General features: G+C 53.5%; 29 protein-coding genes and 1 riboswitch. Of the genes, 8 read left to right on the forward strand and 21 right to left on the reverse strand.

Annotation, left to right across the window (positions count from 1 at the left end):
• Nucleotides 1-19 precede the first annotated feature (19 nt).
• From cobS to pduF, 21 genes are all read right to left on the reverse strand, one after another.
• Nucleotides 20-763: an adenosylcobinamide-GDP ribazoletransferase gene (cobS, locus tag OGV74_RS13400; protein ID WP_003844226.1), complete on the reverse strand. Its 744-nt coding sequence runs from the start codon at nt 761-763 to the stop codon at nt 20-22.
• The gene (gene cobU / locus OGV74_RS13405; protein WP_003030294.1) at nt 760-1,305 is read right to left on the reverse strand and encodes a bifunctional adenosylcobinamide kinase/adenosylcobinamide-phosphate guanylyltransferase; all 546 of its coding nucleotides are present in this window, start codon (nt 1,303-1,305) and stop codon (nt 760-762) included. Before cobU ends, cobS begins: the two co-directional genes overlap by 4 nt.
• Nucleotides 1,302-2,822 carry a cobyric acid synthase gene (locus OGV74_RS13410; RefSeq protein WP_003844229.1) on the reverse strand — a complete coding sequence of 507 codons (1,521 nt, stop codon included), beginning with the start codon at nt 2,820-2,822 and terminating at the stop codon, nt 1,302-1,304. Before OGV74_RS13410 ends, cobU begins: the two co-directional genes overlap by 4 nt.
• A complete protein-coding gene (locus tag OGV74_RS13415) occupies nt 2,819-3,634 on the reverse strand; it encodes an energy-coupling factor ABC transporter ATP-binding protein (protein WP_003839037.1) in 816 nt (271 codons plus the stop codon). Before OGV74_RS13415 ends, OGV74_RS13410 begins: the two co-directional genes overlap by 4 nt.
• 8 nt (nt 3,635-3,642) lie before the next feature.
• Entirely contained in the window at nt 3,643-4,320 is a 678-nt protein-coding gene (locus OGV74_RS13420) for an energy-coupling factor ABC transporter transmembrane protein (protein WP_003030290.1), read from the reverse strand.
• Nucleotides 4,307-4,588 (reverse strand): energy-coupling factor ABC transporter substrate-binding protein, encoded by a 282-nt coding sequence (locus OGV74_RS13425; RefSeq protein WP_003030289.1) that lies wholly within the window; start codon nt 4,586-4,588, stop codon nt 4,307-4,309. Before OGV74_RS13425 ends, OGV74_RS13420 begins: the two co-directional genes overlap by 14 nt.
• 2 nt (nt 4,589-4,590) lie before the next feature.
• Nucleotides 4,591-5,328 (reverse strand): cobalt ECF transporter S component CbiM, encoded by a 738-nt coding sequence (cbiM, locus tag OGV74_RS13430; protein ID WP_003834098.1) that lies wholly within the window; start codon nt 5,326-5,328, stop codon nt 4,591-4,593.
• On the reverse strand, nt 5,325-6,038 hold the full coding sequence (locus OGV74_RS13435) for a cobalt-factor II C(20)-methyltransferase (protein WP_086504285.1): 714 nt from the start codon (nt 6,036-6,038) through the stop codon (nt 5,325-5,327). The genes cbiM and OGV74_RS13435 overlap by 4 nt, the downstream gene beginning before the upstream one ends.
• Complete coding sequence (gene cbiK, locus OGV74_RS13440; RefSeq protein WP_086504286.1) at nt 6,035-6,829, reverse strand: sirohydrochlorin cobaltochelatase; 795 nt, start codon at nt 6,827-6,829, stop codon at nt 6,035-6,037. Before cbiK ends, OGV74_RS13435 begins: the two co-directional genes overlap by 4 nt.
• Nucleotides 6,830-6,839: 10 nt before the next feature.
• On the reverse strand, nt 6,840-7,625 hold the full coding sequence (locus OGV74_RS13445; RefSeq protein ID WP_086504287.1) for a cobalt-precorrin-6A reductase: 786 nt from the start codon (nt 7,623-7,625) through the stop codon (nt 6,840-6,842).
• Nucleotides 7,622-8,347 carry a precorrin-3B C(17)-methyltransferase gene (locus tag OGV74_RS13450; protein ID WP_003030278.1) on the reverse strand — a complete coding sequence of 242 codons (726 nt, stop codon included), beginning with the start codon at nt 8,345-8,347 and terminating at the stop codon, nt 7,622-7,624. The genes OGV74_RS13445 and OGV74_RS13450 overlap by 4 nt, the downstream gene beginning before the upstream one ends.
• Nucleotides 8,347-9,402 (reverse strand): cobalt-precorrin 5A hydrolase, encoded by a 1,056-nt coding sequence (gene cbiG / locus OGV74_RS13455; RefSeq protein ID WP_003030276.1) that lies wholly within the window; start codon nt 9,400-9,402, stop codon nt 8,347-8,349. The genes OGV74_RS13450 and cbiG overlap by 1 nt, the downstream gene beginning before the upstream one ends.
• Complete coding sequence (locus OGV74_RS13460) at nt 9,383-10,156, reverse strand: cobalt-precorrin-4 methyltransferase (protein WP_003030275.1); 774 nt, start codon at nt 10,154-10,156, stop codon at nt 9,383-9,385. Before OGV74_RS13460 ends, cbiG begins: the two co-directional genes overlap by 20 nt.
• A complete protein-coding gene (locus OGV74_RS13465) occupies nt 10,149-10,718 on the reverse strand; it encodes a decarboxylating cobalt-precorrin-6B (C(15))-methyltransferase (protein WP_003030273.1) in 570 nt (189 codons plus the stop codon). Before OGV74_RS13465 ends, OGV74_RS13460 begins: the two co-directional genes overlap by 8 nt.
• Complete coding sequence (locus tag OGV74_RS13470; RefSeq protein WP_086504288.1) at nt 10,708-11,313, reverse strand: cobalt-precorrin-7 (C(5))-methyltransferase; 606 nt, start codon at nt 11,311-11,313, stop codon at nt 10,708-10,710. The genes OGV74_RS13465 and OGV74_RS13470 overlap by 11 nt, the downstream gene beginning before the upstream one ends.
• On the reverse strand, nt 11,307-12,443 hold the full coding sequence (gene cbiD, locus OGV74_RS13475; protein ID WP_003030269.1) for a cobalt-precorrin-5B (C(1))-methyltransferase CbiD: 1,137 nt from the start codon (nt 12,441-12,443) through the stop codon (nt 11,307-11,309). The genes OGV74_RS13470 and cbiD overlap by 7 nt, the downstream gene beginning before the upstream one ends.
• Nucleotides 12,440-13,072: a cobalt-precorrin-8 methylmutase gene (locus OGV74_RS13480; protein ID WP_003030267.1), complete on the reverse strand. Its 633-nt coding sequence runs from the start codon at nt 13,070-13,072 to the stop codon at nt 12,440-12,442. The genes cbiD and OGV74_RS13480 overlap by 4 nt, the downstream gene beginning before the upstream one ends.
• Nucleotides 13,073-13,082: 10 nt before the next feature.
• Entirely contained in the window at nt 13,083-14,042 is a 960-nt protein-coding gene (cbiB, locus tag OGV74_RS13485; RefSeq protein ID WP_032949565.1) for an adenosylcobinamide-phosphate synthase CbiB, read from the reverse strand.
• The gene (locus tag OGV74_RS13490) at nt 14,039-15,418 is read right to left on the reverse strand and encodes a cobyrinic acid a,c-diamide synthase CobB (RefSeq protein WP_086504289.1); all 1,380 of its coding nucleotides are present in this window, start codon (nt 15,416-15,418) and stop codon (nt 14,039-14,041) included. The genes cbiB and OGV74_RS13490 overlap by 4 nt, the downstream gene beginning before the upstream one ends.
• 88 nt (nt 15,419-15,506) lie before the next feature.
• Nucleotides 15,507-15,681: riboswitch (cobalamin riboswitch) on the reverse strand.
• A gap of 332 nt (nt 15,682-16,013) precedes the next feature.
• A complete protein-coding gene (pocR, locus tag OGV74_RS13495; protein WP_003030260.1) occupies nt 16,014-16,925 on the reverse strand; it encodes a transcriptional regulator PocR in 912 nt (303 codons plus the stop codon).
• A 203-nt stretch (nt 16,926-17,128) separates the two neighbouring features.
• The gene (pduF, locus tag OGV74_RS13500; RefSeq protein ID WP_003030258.1) at nt 17,129-17,938 is read right to left on the reverse strand and encodes a propanediol diffusion facilitator PduF; all 810 of its coding nucleotides are present in this window, start codon (nt 17,936-17,938) and stop codon (nt 17,129-17,131) included.
• A gap of 525 nt (nt 17,939-18,463) precedes the next feature.
• On the opposite strand from pduF, the gene pduA reads away from it, so the two are divergent.
• Genes pduA through pduJ form a run of 8 tightly spaced genes read left to right on the forward strand, consistent with a single transcriptional unit; the run spans nt 18,464 to nt 24,941 of the window.
• Entirely contained in the window at nt 18,464-18,745 is a 282-nt protein-coding gene (gene pduA, locus OGV74_RS13505) for a propanediol utilization microcompartment protein PduA (protein ID WP_003030255.1), read from the forward strand.
• Nucleotides 18,745-19,557, forward strand: a complete 813-nt coding sequence (gene pduB / locus OGV74_RS13510; protein ID WP_003030252.1) for a propanediol utilization microcompartment protein PduB — start codon at nt 18,745-18,747, stop codon at nt 19,555-19,557. Before pduA ends, pduB begins: the two co-directional genes overlap by 1 nt.
• Nucleotides 19,558-19,575: 18 nt before the next feature.
• Complete coding sequence (pduC, locus tag OGV74_RS13515; RefSeq protein WP_003030249.1) at nt 19,576-21,240, forward strand: propanediol dehydratase large subunit PduC; 1,665 nt, start codon at nt 19,576-19,578, stop codon at nt 21,238-21,240.
• 10 nt (nt 21,241-21,250) lie between these two features.
• The gene (pduD, locus tag OGV74_RS13520) at nt 21,251-21,925 is read left to right on the forward strand and encodes a propanediol dehydratase medium subunit PduD (RefSeq protein WP_047415494.1); all 675 of its coding nucleotides are present in this window, start codon (nt 21,251-21,253) and stop codon (nt 21,923-21,925) included.
• A 14-nt stretch (nt 21,926-21,939) separates the two neighbouring features.
• A complete protein-coding gene (gene pduE / locus OGV74_RS13525; protein ID WP_003030243.1) occupies nt 21,940-22,458 on the forward strand; it encodes a propanediol dehydratase small subunit PduE in 519 nt (172 codons plus the stop codon).
• Nucleotides 22,459-22,473: 15 nt separating this feature from the next.
• Nucleotides 22,474-24,306 carry a diol dehydratase reactivase subunit alpha gene (locus tag OGV74_RS13530; RefSeq protein ID WP_003839013.1) on the forward strand — a complete coding sequence of 611 codons (1,833 nt, stop codon included), beginning with the start codon at nt 22,474-22,476 and terminating at the stop codon, nt 24,304-24,306.
• Complete coding sequence (locus tag OGV74_RS13535) at nt 24,296-24,646, forward strand: glycerol dehydratase reactivase beta/small subunit family protein (protein WP_003844243.1); 351 nt, start codon at nt 24,296-24,298, stop codon at nt 24,644-24,646. Before OGV74_RS13530 ends, OGV74_RS13535 begins: the two co-directional genes overlap by 11 nt.
• A 19-nt stretch (nt 24,647-24,665) precedes the next feature.
• Entirely contained in the window at nt 24,666-24,941 is a 276-nt protein-coding gene (gene pduJ, locus OGV74_RS13540) for a propanediol utilization microcompartment protein PduJ (protein ID WP_001057752.1), read from the forward strand.

Below are 24,941 nucleotides of genomic sequence, written 5' to 3' on the forward strand. Positions count from 1 at the left end.
TTCCAGTATGTGGGCTGACTCAGAGCAGAGCCAGCAAGAAAATCAACTCGCCAAGTTCAATGGCAGCGCCCAGCGTATCGCCGGTTTGCCCACCCAACGTGCGTTTTAATAACTGCCCAAGAATAAAAATCGCCACCATTGTGACAACCAGCGCTGCCACGCCGCGCATGCCGGGAAGCAGCACGGCGGCAAGGATCGCCGCCAATCCCAACGTAACGCAGGTTTGACGCCCGGTGACTTTACCAATAAAAACGTTGCCCAGTCCTTCTTCGCGGGCATAGCGATGCCGATACATCAGCAACACCGCCGTTCCTCGCCCGGCGACACATGCCGCCGCCAGCGCAGCCAGCATCGGCGTGCCACGCAAAGCCAGTTCGCTCACCACCAGCACCTTCGCCAGTAAAACGAAAATTAACGCCAGTCCACCGTGGGTTCCCAGACGACTGTCGCGCATGATTTCCAGCATCCGCTCGCGTCGGCGCGCCGAAAAAATGCCGTCACAGGTATCCGCCAGACCATCCAGATGAAATCCCCCGGTCAATAACGCCAGCGTCAGCACCGCAAAAAGAGCGGCCAACGGTATACCGCACCAAGTCTGGAGCGCCATGAAGACCAGCCCCGTCAACCCTCCCAACACGACGCCAATCAGGGGGAACATCACAATACCGCGGGAATAATGCTCGAAATCCAGTCCTTGCGACCAGCGAGCAGGAACGGGCAAGCGACTGATAAAAGAGAGCATTGCCCAGAACAACTTACTCATTTAATTTTGACTCCAATTCCTGATACCACCAGCCAGACCTCATCAGCCGCCGCCGCCAGTCGCTGGTTCACGCGTCCTGCAATATCACGAAAATGCCGCGCCAGACGGTTCTCCGGCACAATCCCCATTCCCACTTCGTTAGTGACCAACACGATCTTTGCCGGGCAGCGCTGACAGGCTGCAATCAGTGAACGGATTTCACCTTCGATAGATTGCTCCATCGCCGCGTAATCCCAGCTGTCCGGATCGCTGTCACCGCCCAGCGCAAACAGCAGGTTGGTCACCATCGTAGTGATGCATTCAAGCAGAATGGCTTCCTGAGGATCGTTCGCGGCCGTAATCAGTTCATCAAGATGTTGCCAACGTTCGGCTGTACGCCAGTGCGCAGGACGTCCATCGCGATGATGCTGAATTCGCGCAGCCATCTCCTCATCAAAAATCTGCGAAGTCGCAATATACAAAACGTTTGGGGAATCAGCGATCAGCGCTTCCGCATGCCGACTCTTACCGCTTCGCGCGCCGCCAGTAACCAGAATCATCATACTGGCTCCCGGTGTTGCTGCATGATGGTATAAATTTTCTCAATATCGATGTGTTGCCGCATCGCATCCGCCAGCAGATCAAACTGCTGCGATTTATATTGCGCGTAATGGAAGGTGGAATCCAGCGGAGCTAACCCTTTACGTTCTCGCAGGCCATTGACCAACGCACGGGTGAAATCATCGCTGTCGAAAAGACCGTGAAGATAGGTGCCGAACGCCAGACCATCAGCAGTGACCGCGCCGTCAACAACGTTGCCGCCGTCTTTGTGCAACGTCATCACCGACTGACATTCATCGGTTAATGCTGTTTCACCCATATGAATTTCATAACCGCGAACGGATAACCCCGCCGTGCCCGCCAGCCAGTCAGGCAGCGATGAGGACATTTGCCCCTCAACCAGGGTCGTGGTTTTGTGCTGAGCAAAATGGGTGACAGTATTGAGCAAGCCCAGCCCCGGCAGCGTACCGAGTCCTGACTCCACTTCATCAATGATGGTATCGCCGAGCATTTGATAACCGCCGCAAATCCCCACCACCGGTACGTTATTACGATGCAATTGCACGACACCATGCGCCATCCCGCTTTCACGCAGCCACACCAGATCGCCAAGGGTATTTTTGCTGCCGGGCAAAATCACCAGATCGGCCCCCGCCAGCTCTTCAGGCTGGCGAACATAGCGCACACGCACATCCGGCTGCGCAGCAAGCGCATTGAAATCCGTAAAGTTAGAAATGTGCGGTATTTGCACAACGGCGATGTCGATGTCGCGTTTATCAGTGCGCAAATACTTGCCCTTTTGCAGCGCAACGCCATCTTCATCTTCCAGATCAACATCCAGCCATGGCATCACGCCCAGCACCGGAACACCGGTCAGCGCTTCAATTTGCTCGATACCGGAGTGCAGCAGCGTCACATCACCGCGAAACTTATTGATGATCACCCCTTTTACGCGTGCGCGTTCGTGATCGTGCAACAGCGCCAGCGTGCCGTAAATGGAGGCGAACACCCCACCACGATCGATATCCGCCACCAAAACGACAGGGCACTGCGCCATTTCTGCCATGCCCATATTGACGATATCGCGATCGCGCAGGTTAATCTCTGCCGGGCTCCCCGCACCTTCCAGCACCAGCACATCGAACTCCTGCGCCAGGCTGTTATAAACTGACAGGATCTGTTCCCGCAGACGTGGTTTGTACTCGTGGTAACTCACCGCGTCCATATCAGTCGCTACTTTGCCCATCAGCACTACCTGCGCTTTGCGATCGCTGGTCGGTTTAAGCAGAACCGGGTTCATACGCACATCTGGCGTAATACCTGCGGCTTCAGCCTGAAAAATTTGCGCGCGGCCCATTTCTTTTCCCTCTGGCGTAATGCCAGAGTTCAGCGCCATGTTCTGCGATTTGAACGGTGCGGTATGCAGTCCATCCTGATAAAAAATACGACACAGCCCGGCGACCAATACGCTTTTACCCACATCAGATGCCGTTCCCTGCAACATTATTGCCTGCGTCATGACGCCTCCTTCAGTGCGTTCTCTCGCATACAGCTAAAAAATTCAGCCTCTGTTTTACACAGCGGGAAGCCCAACTCGGTATGCAGCTTCACCAGCCAGGGCTGAGTTAATCCCGCTTGTTCAATAAGATCCGTACGGGCGAAAACGTCGCCTGGCGTGCCGTGCGTGAGTACTTCGCCCCGGCGTAAAACGTACACCGCATCGCTGACTTCATAGATAAGATCGATATCATGGCTTGAAATTACGACATGGTTTCCTTGCGCTACGATGCGTTTGATAATCTCAATCATCTGCGTGCGGCCTGACGGGTCGAGACCCGCAGTAGGTTCATCCAGCAGCAGATACTGCGCCTGCAACACCAACGCCCCGGCTATCGCTACGCGTTTTTTTTGCCCATGGCTTAAACACTGAATGGGCTGATGGCGAAAATGCTGGGCGTCGACCAGCGTAAGCGCATCTTCCACGCGTCGGGCGATTTCAGCCTCATCCACCCCGAGATTGCGCAGGCTAAAGGCGATATCGCTGTCGATATCGGTATAAAAGATTTGCTGATCGGGGTCCTGAAATACCGTTGCCACCTGTTGACGCAGCGCCAGCAGGCCGCGTTTGCTGTAATCCAGCGGTTTGCCCTGCCACATCACCGCGCCTTGCTGTGGGCGCAATAAGCCACTCAGGTTCATAAACAGCGTGGATTTCCCGCAACCATTAGCGCCTACCAACCCGGTGACGGCATGCGTAGAAAAATCCAGCGTTAGCCCTTTGAGGATCGGGTCATCCTGATAGCGAAACCAAAGCGCTGAGGTGGCAAGCATACTTTTCCTTACAGGTGAAAATCACCCTGATAAAGTTTGATATCCAGTGTGGTGGTCATTTGCTGGTAGCGGATCAACACGCGGGTGAACAGCAATCCCACCAGCATTGCCAGAGAGCGGTAGCCCAACGGCAAGCTACGATAACCAAAACGCAGCGTTTGTGCGCGGTGAATAGCCAGCGCCTCGTCTAAGAGAATAAAAATAAACCGCCAAGTCAGCAGGATCTGCTCAGTTAACAGGCGAGGAACGTGCGCGCGTTTGAGTAGGATAATTAATTGCGGAAACGGCAGATTCAGTACCAGCCAGAAGGTTGCCGCCAGCGCTGCAAGGCTGCGCCAGAACGTTTCATTCGCTGTCACCAGACCTGGTGCGCTGATTCCCAACCAGTAACTTCCCACAGGTATGCTGGCCAACAGCGTCTGTGGATCGCGGCTGATGCTAAACAGGATGGTCACTACGCCAACCGCCAGAAAACCAAACGGTAATGCCATCCAACGGCACCAGCGCCAGAATGAAATACGCAGCAGCCAGCAGCTCAGCGCGGCAATCAATAACAGCTCAATACCCTGCCCCAACGGGGGCAGAGTAAACGCCAGAATCATCATCACCAGCCAGAGCAGAAATTTCCGCACTGGCGAGACATGAACCCAACGGCTTTGATAGCTAAGCCTGTCAAGCCCGGTCATCACGGCGTTGCCTGCCCTTGGTATAACCCAGGATATAGAAAATCACGGCTGCACCCAGCGAGCCCTGAAGTGTAAACAGCAGACTTTCAATTTCACCGCTTGCCGGTTCATACAGCGGCTGGAACCAGGGTTCATAATGCGGGGCAATAGCCTGAATCTGACTCTCAGCCTCACCGTCTGAACCGCCGTACTCTCCACCGTGGTTGATAAAGAACGGCAGGATCACCAGCGCCACTACCATGCCCAATATAATCAGCGTCTTTTTCATCGTTAATGTCCTTGTGCGGTTATTAACTGGCGTTTGGTTAGCTGATCGTAAATCAGCACGGTGAGTAACCCTTCCGCAATCGCGATTGGGATCTGCGTCAGACAGAAAATCCCCATGAACTTAATGATTGAACCGGTAGCGCCAGCAGAGGGATCCGGGAACGCCACGCCCAGCTGTACCGACGTCACGAAATAGGTGACGAGATCCGCCAGCATCGCGCACAAGAAGACGCAAACATCACGACGCAGCCCTGCACGGCAGGCCATTTTCCACACCATGTAACCCACTACCGGGCCAATTACCGCCATCGACATGCCGTTCGCGCCGAGCGTCGTTAAACCACCGTGTGCCAGCAGCAGTGCCTGGAACAGCAGAACGATCGCCCCGAGGATGGCCACTACACCAGGTCCAAACAGGATAACTGCCAGGCCTACGCCGGTAGGGTGTGAACAACTTCCGGTAACGGAAGGAATTTTCAGCGCCGACAGCACAAAAATAAAGGCGCCGCACAGTGCCAGTAAAACTTTCTGGTGGTTATCTTCCTGCACGATTTGGCGCAGGCGCACCAGCCCGTACCACAGGCAGGGTAAAAACAACAGCCACCATGCCAGCGCCCACATCGGCGGCAAGAAACCTTCCATAATGTGCATGGCGAACGCTTGCTCAGGAACAATCATCAGTAATAGCGCCGCAGCCAACCCGCTGAAAGACAGCTGTTTTAGCTGTTGTTCAAGCTTCATTGTGCATACTCCCACTGTTTGTTGACCAGAATAGTCGAGAAATAAGGCAGCGGCTGATCGTCGCTCACCTCATCGAGATGACGCCAGCACTGTTCACCTGGCAGCGTGGCTTCAGACATCATTAATGCGCAGCCCAACAAACCTTCTTGTTGCAGCAGCGCTTTGATACGCGCAAAACGACCGTACACTTTCATCAACACCAGACTGTCATGCTGCTTTAACGCCTGCTGAATTTCAGCTTCCGGCGCGGTACAAGAGACCACTGCCAGCGATTGTTGCTCCATAGCGAGCGGGGTTTTCGAACGCGCGGCAATCGCAGCGAAAGAAGTCACGCCCGGGACGATTTCTAACCAGTCAGGCGAACCAATGCGCTGCAGTAAAAAGACCCAGGTACTGAACAGCATGGCGTCGCCGAGCGTAATAAAACCTACTTTTTTTCCAGCTTCGACTTCCTGAACCAGCGCGGTTGCAACCTCATCCCAGACGGCCTCTTTTTCCACGCTGTCGGCACTCATGGGAAAATGGCAGCAGCGGACCTCGGTCTGCTCGCCGATATACTCCCGTACAATCGACAGCGCCAGGCTATCGCCGCCTTTACGCCCGGCAGGCGCATAGAGAATATCCAGCATGCCAAGCGTACGTGCAGCACGTACGGTGATCAGATCGGAAGCGCCAGGTCCGGTGCTTAATGCGTACAGTTTCCCGCTCATGCTGCTTCCTCCAGCACCACATTAAGCGCCTGCTGTAAATGTGCCACGAACATGGCGCGAACCGCCGGATTCTCACCCAGTCCGCTGAGCCACGGCGTAGCCGTTATCCCGGCCGCATTGAACAATGTTTTCCACGAATCATCTTCGTCAGAGGCCATATCATTAATGGCATGGTCACCAGCAACTAACATCAACGGCATCAGATGCACCGCCGTCACCCCTTCCTGAGATAAACTTTCAATCAGCACATCCACTTCCGGATAGCTTTCCACCGCCCCAACCCGCGCCGGAAAGCGCTGCGCCGTCATCATATGGTCGAGACAGGCATAGGCGGCAAAGGCATGATGGCTGGCGCCGTGTCCCATAAATACCACTTTTTCATTTTCTCTAAGCGTCGGCATTTGCTGTTGCAGCGCCAGCATCAGCTGGGCGTAATCTTGATGGCTGCTCAGCAGTGGTACACCCAGCGTCAGGCGTGAAAACAGCGGGCGCATACTTTGCACTTCGCGGACAATTTTTTCGTATTCGTCACCATTGATAATGTGCAGCGACTGAATAGCCACATCCTGATACCCCTGCTCCGCCAGTTTTTGCAGCGCCTGCAGCGGTGTGTCGATTTCAATGCCGTCACGCTGCTTGAGCTTGCGGATAATCATCCCGGAGGTAAACGCCCGGAACAGGTCGCGATCAGGGCAACTGGCTGCGAGATCACGCTCACAGGCCACAATATTTTTTTCACAGGTGTCGTGATAGCTGGTGCCAAAGCTGACCACCAGAAGCGCCTTTTTCATCTCTAACTCCTTAAGCCGCGGCCAGCCAGCGCGTTAAACGCGCCGCAAAGGCGGCCTGACTTTCCAGTAACTCGTCTCCCGTCACCAACGGTGCCGGACGTGTAATCACGATGCAGGGGATACCGGCATCCAGACAGGGTTGAACTTTTTCCTGATAACCACCTTCAGCGCCTGAAGCCTTAGTGATCACCACATCAGCCTGACACTGGCGATAAAACGCGGCGTTGAACTCGGCGCTAAACGGCCCACACAGTGCGAAGATTTCACCGACGCCAAATCCCAGATCCGCACATTGCTGAATGACCTCAAGTACAGGCAGAACGCGCGCCAGCAGCGTTTTTTCAGGCAACCCTTCGCGCCAGATGGCCAGATCTTTACTGCCAGTCGTCAACAGCACGCGATCGCCGAAGCGTCGCGCCACCTCACAGGCTTGCGGAATACTTTGTACGGTATACAGCTGCGGGTGAGTTAATCCGCTCAACTGCTCAGGGCGCTGGTAGCGGCTCAGCAGTACGCCCGCCGCTTCGCAGGCATTCATGATGTTGCGACTCACCACTTCGGCGTACGGATGCGAGGCATCGATCACCCAGCGCGTCTGATTTTCCTGCAGCCAGGCAATCATTTGCTCGCGTTCCAGACGCCCGCAACGCACCTGGCCTTTGATGTCTCCCGCCAGCTGTTTCCCTGTTGGGGTTGCAACTGACAGGGTGTAGGCCACGTTTGCCGCATCCAGTTGCTGGCACAGCATGCGCGCGTCGCTGGTGCCGCCCATGACCAGCACATCACCATAATTCACAGCACATAACCTCGTGGCGTGATCATCAGGCCGTCCTGAACATAGGTTGTTTTATTGCCCACGATCACAAGACTGGTCATATCAACCGGCTCAAAGTCCATTTCACCCAGCGTGGTCAGCCATTTTTCCTGCTTTTTACGTCCGGCTGACTTCACAATACCAACCGGCGTTTGTGCGCTCTTGCTGGCAGATAACAGCTCAAATGCGCGCGCCAGATGTCCTTCGCGACCCCGACTGCGCGGGTTGTAGAAACAGATAACAAAATCGGCTTCACCAGCGGCAACGATGCGTTTTTCGATAACCGGCCACGGCGTTAACAGATCGCTTAAGCTGATGTGGCAGAAATCGTGCATCAACGGTGCCCCCAGCAAAGAGGCGGCGGCAATGCTGGCGGTCATCCCTGGGATTAGCCTGACCTCAACGTCCAGCTTTTGCTTACTGACCAGCTCGAGCACCAGCCCGGCCATACCGTAAATCCCCGCGTCACCGCTGCTGATCAGCGCCACGTTGTGCCCCGCCTGCGCCAGTTCGATCGCCGCCTGGCAGCGTTCAATCTCTTTGCACATCCCGGTTTTGATCACCTGCTTGTCGCCTGTGAACGCTTTTACCAGATGGGTGTAGGTTTTATAGCCAACGATGATTTCCGCTGCCTGCAGTGCTTCAACGGCTTCCATGGTCATCATTGCCTGCGAGCCAGGGCCAATTCCAATTACGCTTAACATCAGTGTGAAACTCCCAAAGTGATAGTGACGCCCTGTTCTCGCAGGGTCTCGCCTAACAGTTGTCCGTGGCTCAACAGCCAGGCTGCAGGACCAGAAACGCTTCCTGTACCCACCGTTTTGCGGACAAACGATGAGGCCGGAAAACGGTGCTCATGCTCACGCAGCGCGTCAGCAGTAAAGGTTTCGAAAGGAACGCGGCAGCATGAAGCCAGTTGGATAAGTCCCTGTTCATCTTTTTTCAGCGTGATGCTGCCAATCGCTTTTAGCGCCAGCGGATCGAGCTGTTGGGCTTCGAGTTGGCGGGCAAGCAGCGCAGCCAGCAGCGGGAACGGCGTATCACGGCGACAACCAATTCCGGCCACAACCCGCTGCGGCACCAGCTTCCAGTGCGGAACAGGCAGCTCAGGTAAATTGGTGCGTAAGGTGATGCACACCAAAGCATCCAGTTCAGGGAGCTGGTTGAGATCGGTGACCGTAATAAATCCGCGCCGGTCGCAATGGCTGACATCCTGCGTCAGTTCGTCATCCCACCACAGCCCAACCCGCTTATTGCTGACCAACATCTGATTGACGATCTTCACCGCCGAACGGAAATCACTCATTCGGGCATTCAGTTGAAATGCCAGCGTATCCAGTGCCGCCATATCGTTCACATCCGTCGCGGTGGTGATAACCGGGTCGGCACCCAACATGCCCGCCAGGTAACGAGCCAACGCATTAGCACCGCCCGCATGACCGGAGAGCAGGCTGATGACATGCTGGGCACGTTCATCAATGACCACCACCGCCGGATCGCAAAACTTGTCGTTGACCAGCGGGGCCAGTACGCGCACCGCAATGCCGGTCGCCCCGATAAAAATCAGCGCCGAATAATTCGTAAACGCTTCGCGAGCGGTATTCGCAAAGCCGTTTTCGAAGGGAATAAACCCCTCCTCCAGCAGCTTTTCACTGGTAAAACAGGTAACCGGCAGCATAGCTGCCAGACGTTTCGCCAGCACAACGCCGCCAGGAGTCAGGCAAAAAAGCGCAATTGACTCAGGCTTTACGGTATTCATGGCTAAAGTCCGCCGCATAGAGTTTGGAGTAGTGATACTCCGAGCCCAGGAAATTACCGACCAGAATAAGAGCCGTTTTACGGATGCCAGCATCGCGAACCTTGTCGCCAATATCCGCCAGGGTCCCGCGTACGGTCTGGCTTTCCGGCCAGGTCGCTTTATAGATCACCGCTACGGGCGTGGTCGCCGGATAGCCACCTTCAATCAGACGCTCAGCCACCCGATGAATACGCTGGACGGAAAGATATATCGCCATTGATGTCTGGTGGCTGGCAAAAGACTCCAGCTGTTCACGCTCTGGTACCGGGGTGCGGCCTTCCAGGCGCGTAATGATCAGGCTCTGTGACACTTCGGGCACGGTATACTCAACGCCCAGCTCCGCCGCCGCGCCGAGGAACGCGCTGACGCCGGGCACCACCTGCCAGTCAATCCCGCGTTTGGTCAGCTCCTCGCCCTGCTCGCGCACGGAACCATACAACGAGACATCGCCGGTTTGCAGACGCACGACGGTCTTACCCGCTTTCACTCCGGCTTCCATCAGATCAAGGATCTGCTCCAGATGCAGTTCGGCACTGTCGTGACATTCAGCACCAGCAGGGCAATACTCCAGCAGTTCGGTGTTAATCAGCGATCCGGCGTAGATAACAACCTGCGCCTGCTGCAGCAACCGGTAACCTTTGAGGGTAATCAGCTCGCGATCGCCAGGACCTGCGCCAACAAACCACACGCTACGGGGATCAAAAATCTCAGACATGGTTTCCTTCCTTCTGACAGGCGATAACAAATACGGGGTTATTCGGTTTAAAATAGTGACCACTGCCAAGCGCGGTAAGCGAGGAAACCTGTAGCTGCAGGCAATCCACTCCCTGTACGCCAAGATGGTCCAGATGTGTTAGCGCGGTGTTGAGGTTTTCCTGGAGGATAAATGTCATCACCAAACGCCCTGCGGGATGCAATTGGCGCATCGACCAGTCAATCAGGTCGGTCAGATGACCACCGCTGCCGCCCATAAAAATGGCATCGGCTTTTTCCGCGATGGTCATGGGAGCAACGCCGGGAAAAATATCGATATTTGCGCAGGCAAAATGCTGGCGGTTTTCATCCAACAACCTGAGCGCCGCCGGGTTACGTTCGATGGCCGTGACACGTAATCCGGGATATTGCAACGCCGCCTCTATCGACACGCTGCCGGTTCCGGCGCCTATATCAATCAGGTGACTGGCGCGGTGTAATTCAAGTTTTGAGAGGGCAAGTGCGCGTACCGCTTCTTTGGTCATCGGCACTTTCTCTCCACGCAGAAACAGCTCATCTTTCATCGAGGATCACCACTGCATTCATGTCATAGTCGGCGTTAACTTCACGCACAGGCAGGAAATGGATCTTTTCGTTTTCCATCGCCAGGTTTTCGCCAATCACCATCCAGCGATGCCCCTTGCCTCGGGCAATGAGCTGCTGCGCGATTTCACGCGGGCCACACAGCGCATCAGTCACCATCGCTACCTTGTTATGTCGCGCCAGCTCATCAAAACAGACGCTGCGGCCATGGCTACTGGTCAGCCACATATCGTTCATATCAATACCGGACTGCGCACACAGGTACTGCACCGCACTAATGCCGGGAATAATCCGCACATTCTCAATACCAAAATGCGCCACCATGCGCGTCCCGATGCCGTAAAACAGCGGATCGCCAGATGCCAGTACCACAACATGCTTCTCCTGGTGCGCGCTAATCCAGCTCAGGAGTTCCGGGATATTGGCGCCAAGAGCAAACTGTTCACCGGCAAAATCCAGGAATTGCTGCAAATGCCGCTTTCCACCGACCAGAACATCCGCCGCCGCGACCGCTTCACGTGCCGCAGGCGTCATCAAATGCAAACCGGCGGGGCCCATCCCTACAACGGTTAACATTGCATCTCCTCAGCAATTTCTGCGACCGGACGATTACTGCCAAGAACCTGATTATCAAAGGAAAACATGATGGCATCGCAGGTCGGTGGATTTTTGGTAAAGCGCAATGTTTGCAGAACACGCATACAAATGCGCTGAGCCAGATGGTCATAAATGTGCTGGAAACCGTATGCGTCGATATGCTCCATCGCCGCTTCGGTGGTATCGCACTCGCTGACCAGCGTCAGCAGTTCCAGCGGTGCGCCAAGTAATGCGAGGTGGGCCACCAGCGTTTCCATGCGGGCATCAGCAATATGGCTATGGGTATGGAAGATCCCCGCCGCGATTTTGACGAGCTTACCGGGATGTCCCACCAGCACAATTTGCCGGAATCCAAGACGTACGGCTTCTTCAATCATGTAGCCGACAAAGTTGCTCATGGTGACTACAACCTGGGTGTCGATACCCATCTGCTCGCGCACAAAACGCTCGCCGTGGTTTCCCGGCACCAGTACGACACGCTCCAGCCCAGCCGCCCGCTTAATTTCCAGCTCCAGCGACAGCGAACGTTTCCAGCTCTCTTCCGACATCGGCGTGACAATACCCGTGGTGCCGATAATCGAAATACCGCCCAGAATGCCAAGGCGGGAGTTGTAGGTTTTTTGCGCCCGTTCTTCTCCTTCTGGCGCGAAGATTTCAATCTGCGCCCCACGATTTGGGCCAATCGCTTCGCGGACGGCAGATTCAATGGTCTGGCGAGGTGTACGGTTAATCGCCGAGCTGCCGACCGGTAGGCCAATCCCTTTACGGGTTACCGTACCGACCCCTTCACCGCCCTGTAAGGCAATCACGCCACTATCGTCTAACGTCACGCGCGCAAAAATCAGCATCCCATGTGTGGCGTCCACATCATCACCACCGTCTTTGCGGATGGCGGCTATCGCCTGCTGCCCTTCGATATGTGGCGACTCAACATTCAGGCACAACGTCACCCCGGAAGGCGTGACGATGGAAACCTGATGGATGAGGTGTTGGCGTAATACCATCAACGCTGCCACTTTTGCCGCCGCCGTGGCGCACGATCCCGTGGTATATCCTTTACGCAGCGCTTTACCGTTGTGCCACACCGGCGTATCGAAGGCCTCGCTCATCGCGCCCCCTGCATGTGATAAAGCATGGCGTTCACGATAGCGGCAGCGACATTACTCCCCCCTTTACGGCCTAACGCGGCAATGGCGGGCAACTTGCTTTGGGTCAAGGCATCTTTCGACTCTTCTGCACCAACGAACCCGACCGGTACGCCAACCACACCGCTGACAGCGACATCATGCTCAAGCAGGCGAAACAGCGCTGTCGGCGCGTTGCCAAAGACAAACAGCTTTTCCCCCTCTTCCTTCACCGCAATGTCGACAGCAGCCATGGACCGGGTAATACCCTGCTCTTTTGCCGTACGCACAACCCGCGGGTCACTGATGTAACAGCGGCATTCACCGCCGAATTTTGCCAGCAGCGTTTTATTGATCCCGGAAAGCGCCATCGTGGTGTCGGTATAAATCACGCTCGAACGGCTAAGCGCCGCACAAAACTGCTCCAGCACATCACTGGAAAACCACAGAATGTCCAGCCAGTCGAAATCTGCCGTCGTGTGAATGACCCGCTTGATAATGGCTTCATGTAACGGACTGGCAAACTGATAGTCCGGACGGGTTTCACGGATGATCTCGCCAATAATGTCGAAACTTTTGGCTTCAATCGCCTGGGGTTGCTGGATATATTGCATTATGTTGTCCTCAGGCTACACCGGCCCACAGCCACCGCAGCGCAACAAACAGCGCCAGTGCCAGCGTCGATGCCACCCACATCAGTCGAATCGTATGGGAAATGTCGTCTACCGAAATGTCGCGTTGTGCATCACCGATCCACGGTTTCTCAACGCGCTCGCCAAAGTAGTCATTAGGACCACCCAGACGAATGCCTAATGCCCCGGCTACGGATGCCTCTGACCACGCACAGTTTGGGCTGCTGTGGTTGTAGCGATCGCGCCAGCCAATCTGTAAAGCTCGCGAGCCGTCTTTACGGCATAAAAATGCCGCCACGCCCAGCAGCAGCCAGCTCAGTCTTGCAGGAATAAAGTTCGCGACATCGTCCAGACGCGCGCTGACCATACCGATAGCGCGGTATTTTTCATGTTTGTAGCCCACCATGGAGTCAAGGGTGTTTACCGCTTTGTAGGCCATCGCCAGGGGCGCACCGCCGAGAAGGAGAAAGAACAGCGGCGCGATAATGCCGTCGACGGTGTTTTCAGCCACGGTTTCCACCACCGCGCGATTGATCTGTTGCGGTTGCAGTTGCGAGGTATCACGCCCCACTATCCACGACAGTTTTTCCCGACTCGCGGCAAGGTCACCGGCCCGTAGAGGACGTTCGACATCCTGTGCGGCATTCGCCAGGCATCGCCCGGCCAGCACGGTAAAGATCATCCATACCTCTACCACCCAACCCAACCAGGGATGAACAGATTTTGCCAGTACCAGCACGCCCCAGGACGCAGCCCAGGTCAGACCAACCACCACAATCCACATCACCGCGCCACCAATGCGCAGCGCACGGTCGCTATGACAATAACGCCGGATAATTCGCTGCACGGCAGAAATCAGATTGCCAATCCAGCGCACCGGATGCGGCCAGTTCTGCGGATCGCCGATGATAAAATCAAGCAGCCAGGCAACACACCACGCAAGGATCGTCATAGCGCGCTCCTCGCGGCTGTCAGCCAGTGGTTAAGCATCTGCGGACGTTGAGTAAAATGAACGTGTAGATAGCTGGCAAAGGTGTTTCCGACCTGCCAGCCGCCAGACCAGGCTTGCAGCGTTTTACCATCGCGCACTTTGCGACAGTTCATCACCGCTGGCGTTTCAGGGGCAAAATCGGAATAGTGGAATTCATGCCCGCGCAGCACTTCGCCTTCTGCTGCTAACAATGTTTGCTGTGCGGCCCGCGCTTCGCAGTAGCCAAATCGGGTCAGACGTTTTCCCATTTTGCTGTGGCCGGGAATGATATCCGCCATCAGCCAGGTATCGCCGTTACTGTCCTCAAGCGAACTGCCGAGATACATCAGCCCCCCACACTCTGCGTAAATCGCGACGCCACGTTGATGTGCCGCTCGCAGTTGCTTCAGCATCGAGACATTGCGAGCCAGCGCCGCAGCATGTAGCTCAGGATATCCACCACCTAACCAGATCATCTGACAGTCGGGTAAGCAGGTGTCGTGCAACGGGCTAAAACGAACAATATTAAGCCCCGTACGTTCCAGCAGCGTAATGTTGTCCGGGTAGTAGAAGTTGAAGGCTTCGTCATCGGCAATTGCAAGCGTTAGCCCTGCTCCGGCATCTGCGGCAGGCAGCGCGGGCCATTCGCCAGCAGGAAGATTGGTTGACTGGCTTAATGTCAGCAGTGCGTCAATATCAAGGGTTTGCTCCAGCGTCGCGGCAAACTCCTGCCACGGTTGCTGATTGATAACCGACTCACGTGCGGTGACTAAACCCAAATGTCGTTCGGGAAGGGCAACACCATCCATACGGGGTACGTAACCTAAGACGGGTACATCGCAGTAACGTTCGATTGCGACTTTCAGTAACTGGTAATGCGTTTCGCTGTTAACTCGATTAACAATAACGCCGGCGATGTTCAGAGTGGGATCAAAATGCTGAAAACCCATTACTGTTGCGGCGATTGAGGTGGAAACGGCTTTGCCATCAACCAGTAAGATGACCGGACAGCCTAACTGTTTAGCCATCGCGGCGGTGCTGCAGTAGTTTGGGTCGGTACCATAGCCGTCATACAACCCCATCACACCTTCAATAACGGCGATATCTGCATGTCGCATCTGCTCGTTGAATAGAGCGTTCAGCGTGGGGACGGGAAGCATAAAGCTATCAAGATTGCGGGAAGCGGTACCGCATACCGCTGTATGCCAGCCGGTATCAAGGTAATCAGGACCCACTTTGCAAGGCTGGACGCGCAAACCGCGTTTTTTCAACAAGCTCAACAAGCCCAGCGTCACCGTGGTTTTACCACAGCCGCTTCCGGTACCTGCAAGAACAAATGCGTGAAAATTGGCCGCCATACCCTGATCCTGTTCAGGGTGGTAGGGGTGTAGAGATACCCAGTCTCTCGACTGTATGCATCTGAACCACCCACTTCCCACCGAAGTTGTTGGTAGTCACTGACAGGCAGGTCTTCTGGCTTAGCGTCATCCTCACCCGTCCTTCCCAATCTTGCGATCAGTGGTCCATACGGGGTCGTCAGCATCACAGCAGCGGGGGCTGCGGGGGATTCTCACCCCCTTCCCTACCACAAATGTGGCAAACCTGTCAGTTCAAGAGCCTGGTTAATTAAGCTCTCTGTTATGAGGTAAATTCACGACCTCATGACAATAATTCAGTTTAATATCTTTCCGAATTCATTCAGCCAATTTCCTGGCCTTTTCCCACATATTCATACGTTCACTTTTTGAATGAAAGTATCAGCTAAGAATAAAGAAAGTCATTCACACAGACACTGTATCTCATCACAAAAATAAAAACTGGTGCAGTTTATCCCTCTAATACCATTATTTTGTTGCGCTATGACAATTTATTGGCAGCTGTCATTATTTTTCATTTTATAATGACGGGCATAGCGCCACATATCAAAAATCGGCAATAGCAAAATATTGCTATTTAAGCGGACTCTCCGCGTGAAATGACATTAATTTGCTGGCGAAATGCCTGCGGCGTAACCTGATACGTTTGACGGAACACTTTGCAAAAATAGCTGGTTTGCGAAAAGCCTAAATTACGCGCAATGCTGGCTATGCTCCAGTCACTGTGGCAAAGCAACTCTTTGGCACTTGCCATTCTCTGTTGGTTTACCCATGCGTTAAAACCGATACCCTGATATTTTTTGAACAATTTACTGAAATAGTACGGGCTAAGGAAAACATGAGAGGCAACATCTTCCAGACGCAGCTCGTCTGATAAATGCGCATCAATATAGCGCAGGGCTTTTTTCATTTTACTGTCATGGGGGTTGGTACTGCGGTTAGCGCGTACCGGCTCTGACTGCTGCGGGTTATCTTTGATAACAACAAAATTGAGTTGTTTCTTAAGGCAATTTTCGACGATGAGCTTGAGTAAATCCGCTGAGGCAATGACACGAGAATAGTCCATCTCAGGTACATTACGGAACTCGTTGACCAGCTCAGGATCGGCTTGCCAGCGGTCATCGACGTTCAGAATATCAACGAGGCCTACATCGTTACTTAAGCGTACTTGTCCACAAAGCACAAACCCTACCAGGTGTCCCGCGATGACCAGCGGAATTGAGAAATCGGTAAGCCCGGCATGGCAGCGATAAATGCAAGGTTGATCGGACTTAGAGGCTTCCAACCCGCCACAGCGGTCGCTCATACGACAACGCGTACTATGCTGAGGATGCTGGCGCATCAACTGGCAAAAAGGAGTGAAATTAAAAAGCTCAGAAATTTCATCACCGTGAATATTGACAACCACAACAGCCAGACTGGTGGCCTGTGCAAAATCCTGTGCGATTTTATTAATGAGTTCTGAGTTCAGGGCACTCGCAGAAATCATGATAAAACCTCTCAGTTAATTTATTGTTATAAATAAAACATATTATTCACACATTCATTTTCATCTCGCGATCCAGCGCTCTGATGAAAGTCAGCATTGAACATAACAAAAGTCTCCCATTCTTGGGAGACTTTTTAAGCCGTTCAGGAAACCGGATCACGAAAACAGTTTTTACCTTTCAATAATAAACATCTTTCATGAAGCTAGCTCTCGTTTTCCTCCAACTTACACGAATTACACGGTAAATTTTTGCCAATAAAATAACGATAAATTGCTGCGCCCGCACAGGCGCCGATGATGGGAGCCACAATCGGCACGATGAAATAAGGGATATCGCGCCCACCGGTCATCGCAACATCACCCCACCCGGCCATCCAGGCAAACAATTTAGGACCAAAATCACGTGCCGGGTTCATCGCAAAACCGGTAAGTGGACCGGTTGATGCGCCGATAACAGCAACCAGAATACCAATCAACAGTGGTGCCAGAGGGCCTTTGGGAACACCGTTACCGTCGTCCGTTAGCGCCATAATCATCCCCATCAGAATGGAGGTAATCACCACTTCGACCAGTGCGGCCTGCCAGACACTCAGTGCGGCGGCAGGATACGTGCTAAAAATACTGGCAAGTTGCAGGCTTTCCAGACTGCCGCGTACCATTTGGTGGGCTGATTCATACTCAATAAATAAACTGCCGTACAACAAATAGGCCAGCATAGCGCCACCAAAGGCACCCGCTATCTGAGCGACAGAATAAGGCAGTACTTTACGGCCAGGAAAACAGGCAAACAACCAAAGTGCGATGGTAATAGCGGGATTGAGATGGGCCCCAGAAATCCCGGCTGTCAGGTAAACTGCAAGCGAGATCCCCAAGCCCCATATGATGCAGATCTCCCACAATCCCAAACTGGCACCCGCGACCTTCAGGGCGCTCAGGCACCCAATACCAAAAAACAAAAATAGCCCGGTACCCAAAAACTCAGCAATACATTGCGCTCTTAGTGAATCGTTCATTGTGACACCTTCTAAGCAGAGTTCGTGTCTTTACCAGCGGACTCCTTGCTGGCAGGAAGGTTACTTCAAGACTTACTATAAAAATCTGTATCGGCAAATTGTTGGCAATCTGCAAGCGACATACCCTTAAAAATCGTGTTGTGATAGCAAATTTTTGCTATCACCTTTATTAAAACAGGCGACAAAACGTGGATTCACCCAATTAAAAGTACATTTTAAAAATAATAAAATATTGCGAACAGCAGAATTCCATTTTCAAACGATCATCACAATTTCATTTTTCTCGCATAGCAAATGATATTTAAACTGTCACTCAGAAAAGTGTAAATATGGAATTAACATAACCAAATAGTCATATCGATTAAGATTAAAATAACCAATAAAAACATAGCATTACAATAACACACAGCAATTTTATCTCACCGTTACCCCACTATTTTTTCACTCTTACTTTCAACTCAGCCATTCTTTTTCCTCGCTTCTTTTTATAGTCATGAAAATCGGGACAACCCAGGCGAGGTCTTTATGCAACAAGAAGCGTTAGGAATGGTAGAAACCAAAGGCTTAACTGCAGCCATAGAGGCCGCAGATGCAATGGTGAAGTCAGCCAATGTAATGCTGGTCGGCTACGAAAAAATTGGTTCGGGGCTGGTAACAGTTATTGTCCGCGGCGATGTCGGCGCAGTCAAAGCAGCAACAGATGCCGGTGCCGCCGCAGCCCGTAATGTGGGAGAAGTGAAAGCCGTACACGTTATCCCACGCCCGCATACCGATGTAGAAAAAATCTTACCGAAGGGAATTAGCTAATGAGCAGCAATGAACTGGTTGAACAGATCATGGCGCAGGTGATTGCTCGTGTGGCAACGCCAGAACAGCAGGCTATCCCAGAAAATAATCACCCAACACGAGAAACGGCTATGGCAGAGAAAAGCTGCAGTTTAACGGAGTTTGTCGGTACCGCGATTGGCGACACCGTCGGTCTGGTAATCGCCAACGTAGACAGTGCCCTACTGGACGCAATGAAACTTGAAAAACGCTATCGCTCCATTGGCATCCTTGGCGCCCGTACTGGCGCAGGCCCGCACATCATGGCCGCCGATGAAGCGGTGAAAGCCACCAATACTGAAGTCGTCAGTATTGAGTTACCACGTGATACCAAAGGCGGCGCAGGTCATGGCTCGCTGATTATTCTTGGCGGCAACGATGTTTCCGACGTGAAACGCGGCATTGAAGTCGCACTGAAAGAACTGGATCGCACCTTTGGCGACGTTTATGCCAACGAAGCCGGTCACATCGAAATGCAGTACACCGCACGCGCCAGCTACGCACTGGAAAAAGCCTTTGGCGCACCGATTGGTCGTGCCTGTGGCGTCATCGTCGGCGCACCAGCATCCGTTGGTGTCCTGATGGCTGATACTGCCCTGAAATCCGCCAACGTGGAAGTTGTGGCTTACAGCTCCCCTGCTCATGGCACCAGCTTCAGTAACGAAGCCATTCTGGTTATTTCGGGTGACTCTGGCGCTGTTCGTCAGGCTGTTATCTCCGCCCGTGAAATCGGTAAAACCGTACTCGGGACCCTCGGCTCAGAGCCGAAAAACGATCGTCCGTCCTACATCTGATATCAGTGAGGCTGATTCATGAGATCGAAAAGATTTGAAGCACTGGCGAAGCGCCCTGTGAATCAGGATGGCTTCGTTAAGGAGTGGATCGAAGAAGGCTTCATTGCGATGGAAAGCCCGAACGACCCCAAACCGTCGATTAAAATCGTCAACGGTACAGTCACTGAACTGGACGGTAAATCCGCCAGTGAATTTGACTTAATCGACCATTTCATTGCCCGCTACGGCATTAACCTGGCACGCGCTGAAGAAGTCATGGCGATGGATTCGGTCAAACTGGCCAATATGCTTTGCGATCCCAACGTGAAGCGCAAAGACATTGTGCCGCTGACCACCGCAATGACGCCGGCAAAAATCGTCGAAGTCGTGTCCCATATGAACGTCGTTGAGATGATGATGGCCATGCAGAAAATGCGTGCTCGTCGTACACCATCTCAACAAGCGCACGTCACTAATGTCAAAGATAACCCCGTGCAAATTGCCGCTGATGCCGCTGAAGGCGCATGGCGCGGGTTTGACGAACAGGAAACGACCGTTGCCGTTGCGCGTTATGCGCCATTTAACGCCATTGCGCTGTTAGTCGGTTCACAGGTTGGACGCCCGGGCGTGTTAACTCAGTGTTCTCTGGAAGAAGCAACCGAACTCAAACTCGGGATGCTAGGCCACACTTGCTACGCTGAAACTATCTCCGTCTATGGTACTGAACCCGTCTTTACCGACGGCGATGACACGCCATGGTCTAAAGGCTTCCTCGCCTCGTCCTACGCATCCCGTGGTCTGAAAATGCGCTTTACCTCCGGCTCAGGCTCAGAAGTTCAGATGGGTTACGCCGAAGGCAAATCGATGCTTTATCTGGAAGCCCGCTGTATTTACATCACCAAAGCTGCTGGCGTACAGGGTCTTCAAAACGGTTCCGTAAGCTGCATCGGAGTCCCTTCCGCCGTGCCGTCAGGAATTCGTGCTGTGCTGGCTGAAAACCTGATCTGCTCCTCTCTGGATCTGGAATGCGCCTCCAGCAACGACCAAACCTTTACCCACTCGGATATGCGTCGTACTGCGCGTCTGCTGATGCAGTTCCTGCCGGGTACTGACTTCATTTCTTCTGGTTATTCCGCAGTGCCGAACTACGACAACATGTTTGCGGGTTCGAACGAGGATGCTGAAGATTTTGACGACTACAACGTTCTCCAGCGTGACCTGAAAGTAGACGGTGGTCTGCGCCCGGTTCGTGAAGAAGACGTTATCGCCATTCGTAACAAAGCGGCGCGTGCGCTGCAGGCCGTCTTTGCCGGGATGGGATTACCGCCAATCACTGATGAAGAAGTGGAAGCGGCGACCTACGCCCACGGTTCGAAAGATATGCCGGAACGTAACATCGTTGAAGATATCAAGTTTGCACAAGAGATCATCAACAAAAACCGTAACGGTCTGGAAGTGGTGAAAGCCCTTGCTCAGGGCGGATTTACCGATGTCGCTCAGGACATGCTCAACATCCAGAAAGCCAAGTTAACCGGGGATTACCTGCATACCTCCGCCATTATCGTTGGCGACGGACAGGTGCTATCCGCTGTCAATGATGTTAACGACTATGCCGGTCCGGCAACAGGTTATCGCCTGCAAGGCGAACGCTGGGAAGAGATCAAAAACATCCCTGGCGCACTTGATCCCAACGAGCTTGGCTAAGGGGTGAAAAATGGAAATTAATGAAAAACTGCTGCGCCAGATAATTGAAGATGTGTTGTCTGAAATGCAGACCAGCGACAAACCCGTCTCTTTCCGCGCATCTACAGCGGCAAGCGCACCTCAGGCTGCTGCGGCACAGGACGACAGCTTTCTGACCGAGATTGGTGAAGCCAAACAAGGCCAGCAACAGGACGAAGTGATTATTGCCGTAGGGCCGGCGTTTGGCCTGTCACAAACCGTCAATATTGTAGGGATCCCGCATAAGAATATCTTGCGCGAAGTGATTGCCGGTATTGAAGAAGAAGGCATAAAAGCGCGCGTTATCCGCTGCTTTAAATCCTCCGATGTGGCGTTTGTTGCCGTTGAGGGTAACCGTCTGAGCGGTTCCGGGATCTCTATCGGTATCCAGTCAAAAGGCACGACGGTTATCCACCAACAGGGGTTACCACCGCTTTCAAACCTGGAGCTGTTCCCTCAGGCACCGCTTCTGACGCTGGAAACCTATCGTCAGATCGGTAAAAACGCCGCGCGTTATGCCAAGCGTGAATCTCCACAACCGGTCCCTACGCTGAATGACCAGATGGCTCGTCCTAAGTACCAGGCGAAATCAGCCATTCTGCACATTAAAGAGACCAAATACGTTGTGACAGGCAAAAACCCGCAGGAACTGCGCGTGGCGCTTTGATAAAGGATACCTCCATGAATACCGACGCAATTGAATCGATGGTTCGGGATGTGTTGAGCCGGATGAACAGCCTGCAAGGCGAGTCCGCGACTCCGCCCGCGGCGAGTTCATCAGCACATACCGCGAAAGTCACGGATTACCCTCTCGCGAATAAACATCCTGAGTGGGTAAAAACTGCGACCAACAAAACGCTGGACGACTTCACGCTTGAAAATGTTCTGAGCAACAAAGTGACCGCGCAGGACATGCGCATCACTCCTGAAACACTGCGCCTCCAGGCGGAAATCGCCAAAGATGCCGGACGTGACAGGCTGGCGATGAACTTTGAGCGCGCTGCCGAGCTAACCGCTGTTCCTGACGATCGCATTCTTGAGATCTACAACGCGCTGCGCCCGTACCGCTCAACAAAAGATGAGCTGATGGCTATCGCCGACGATCTCGAAAATCGTTATCAGGCAAAAATCTGTGCAGCTTTCGTTCGTGAAGCGGCAGCGCTGTACGTTGAGCGTAAAAAACTCAAAGGCGACGACTAACTCAGGGACAGGATCATGCGATATATAGCTGGCATTGACATAGGCAACTCATCAACGGAAGTCGCTCTGGCTACTCTGGATGAGTCTGGCGTGCTGAGCATCACCGGCAGCGCGCTGGCAGAAACCACCGGAATTAAGGGCACATTACGTAATGTGTTTGGCATTCAGGAGGCCCTTACGCTGGCGGCAAAAAACGCCGGTATCAATGTCAGCGATATTTCGCTCATCCGTATTAACGAAGCCACCCCGGTCATTGGCGACGTGGCGATGGAAACAATAACCGAAACCATCATCACTGAATCCACCATGATCGGCCATAACCCTAAAACACCGGGCGGTGTCGGGTTAGGCGTGGGCGTCACTATTACGCCGGAAGACCTTCTCAGTCGCCCGGCGGATACGCCCTATATTCTGGTGGTGTCATCGGCATTTGATTTCGCCGATGTTGCTACGATGATTAATGCCTCCGTCCGTGCCGGATACCAGTTGACTGGTGTTATTTTGCAGCAGGACGATGGTGTGTTGGTCAGTAATCGTCTGACTCATCCCCTGCCCATAGTCGATGAAGTCCTTCATATTGACCGTATCCCGTTGGGGATGCTGGCTGCCATTGAGGTCGCCGTACCAGGAAAGGTTATTGAAACACTTTCTAACCCCTACGGTATTGCAACTGTCTTTGGCCTCAATGCCGATGAGACTAAAAACATTGTTCCGATGGCACGGGCGCTGATCGGCAACCGTTCAGCCGTGGTGGTGAAAACGCCGTCAGGTGATGTGAAAGCGCGAGCGATTCCTGCCGGAAATCTGGAGCTACAGTCTCAGGGTCGTACAGTACGGGTCGACGTTGCAGCGGGCGCCGAAGCGATTATGAAAGCGGTTGGTGAATGCCCGAAACTGGATAACGTTACTGGAGAAGCTGGCACCAATATTGGCGGCATGCTGGAGCATGTGCGCCAGACGATGGCTGAATTAACCAATAAACCCAGTCATGAAATTTTTATTCAGGATCTGCTGGCGGTCGATACCTCGGTTCCTGTCAGCGTGACGGGTGGACTTGCCGGTGAGTTCTCGCTGGAACAGGCTGTCGGCATAGCCTCCATGGTGAAATCAGACCGCCTGCAAATGGCGATGATTGCCCAGGAGATCACGCAAAAGCTCAACATTGACGTCCAGGTTGGCGGGGCCGAAGCCGAAGCTGCCATTCTGGGGGCCTTAACTACTCCGGGCACCACGCGACCACTGGCTATTCTGGACCTCGGCGCGGGTTCAACCGACGCTTCTATCATCAATCCTAAGGGCGAAATTATTGCCACGCACCTGGCGGGTGCAGGCGATATGGTCACGATGATCATTGCCCGTGAACTGGGTCTGGATGACCGTTATCTCGCGGAAGAGATTAAAAAGTATCCGTTGGCGAAAGTTGAGAGCTTGTTCCATCTTCGCCACGAAGACGGCAGCGTTCAATTCTTCCCTACGCCTCTCCCGCCAACGGTTTTTGCGCGCGTGTGCGTAGTGAAGCCCGATGAACTGGTGCCACTGCCGGGTGAACTGGCGCTGGAGAAAGTACGGGCCATTCGTCGAAGTGCTAAGGAACGCGTTTTCGTTACTAACGCACTCAGAGCGCTACGTCAGGTGAGTCCGACCGGGAACATTCGGGATATTCCCTTTGTGGTACTGGTTGGCGGCTCATCCCTGGATTTTGAAGTTCCGCAGCTGGTCACCGATGCTCTGGCGCATTATCGACTGGTTGCCGGGCGCGGCAATATTCGTGGTACCGAAGGTCCGCGCAATGCGGTTGCGACAGGGCTGATTCTCTCCTGGCATAAGGCATTCGCTCATGGAAAGTAATCTCACCACGCCAGCCATCGTTATCTTCACCAGTGCTGACTGCGCTGACGTCTGGAATGACGTACTGCTGGGTATTGAAGAAGAAGGGATCCCCTTTGTGATTCAGGAGAATGACTCAACTGACGTTATCCACAACGCATGGTTGGCCGCCTGCCAATCGCCATTGCTGGTTGGTATTGGCTGTAGCCGTGAAAAACTGGTCGTGCACTACAAAAACTTACCCTCATCAGCACCGCTTTTTACGCTGACGTATCAACAAAATAGCCACGATCGCCGCAGCATTGGTAACAACGCTGCGCGGCTGGTTAAAGGCATTCCGTTCCGGGAATGCCACTCATAACCCACAGGAGAAAAGCAGTATGAATAACGCACTGGGACTGGTTGAAACAAAAGGGCTTGTCGGCGCTATTGAAGCCGCTGATGCCATGGTGAAATCCGCAAACGTGCAGTTGGTTGGTTACGAAAAAATCGGCTCTGGCCTCATCACCGTTATGGTTCGCGGTGATGTCGGCGCGGTGAAAGCAGCCGTAGATGCTGGAAGCGCAGCCGCAAGCGCCGTTGGCGAGGTGAAATCCTGCCACGTTATCCCGCGTCCGCACAGCGACGTTGAAGCCATTTTACCTAAATCCGCATAA

The sequence above is a fragment of the Citrobacter sp. Cf116 genome, assembly GCF_030336505.1.
Lineage (GTDB): Bacteria > Pseudomonadota > Gammaproteobacteria > Enterobacterales > Enterobacteriaceae > Citrobacter > Citrobacter freundii.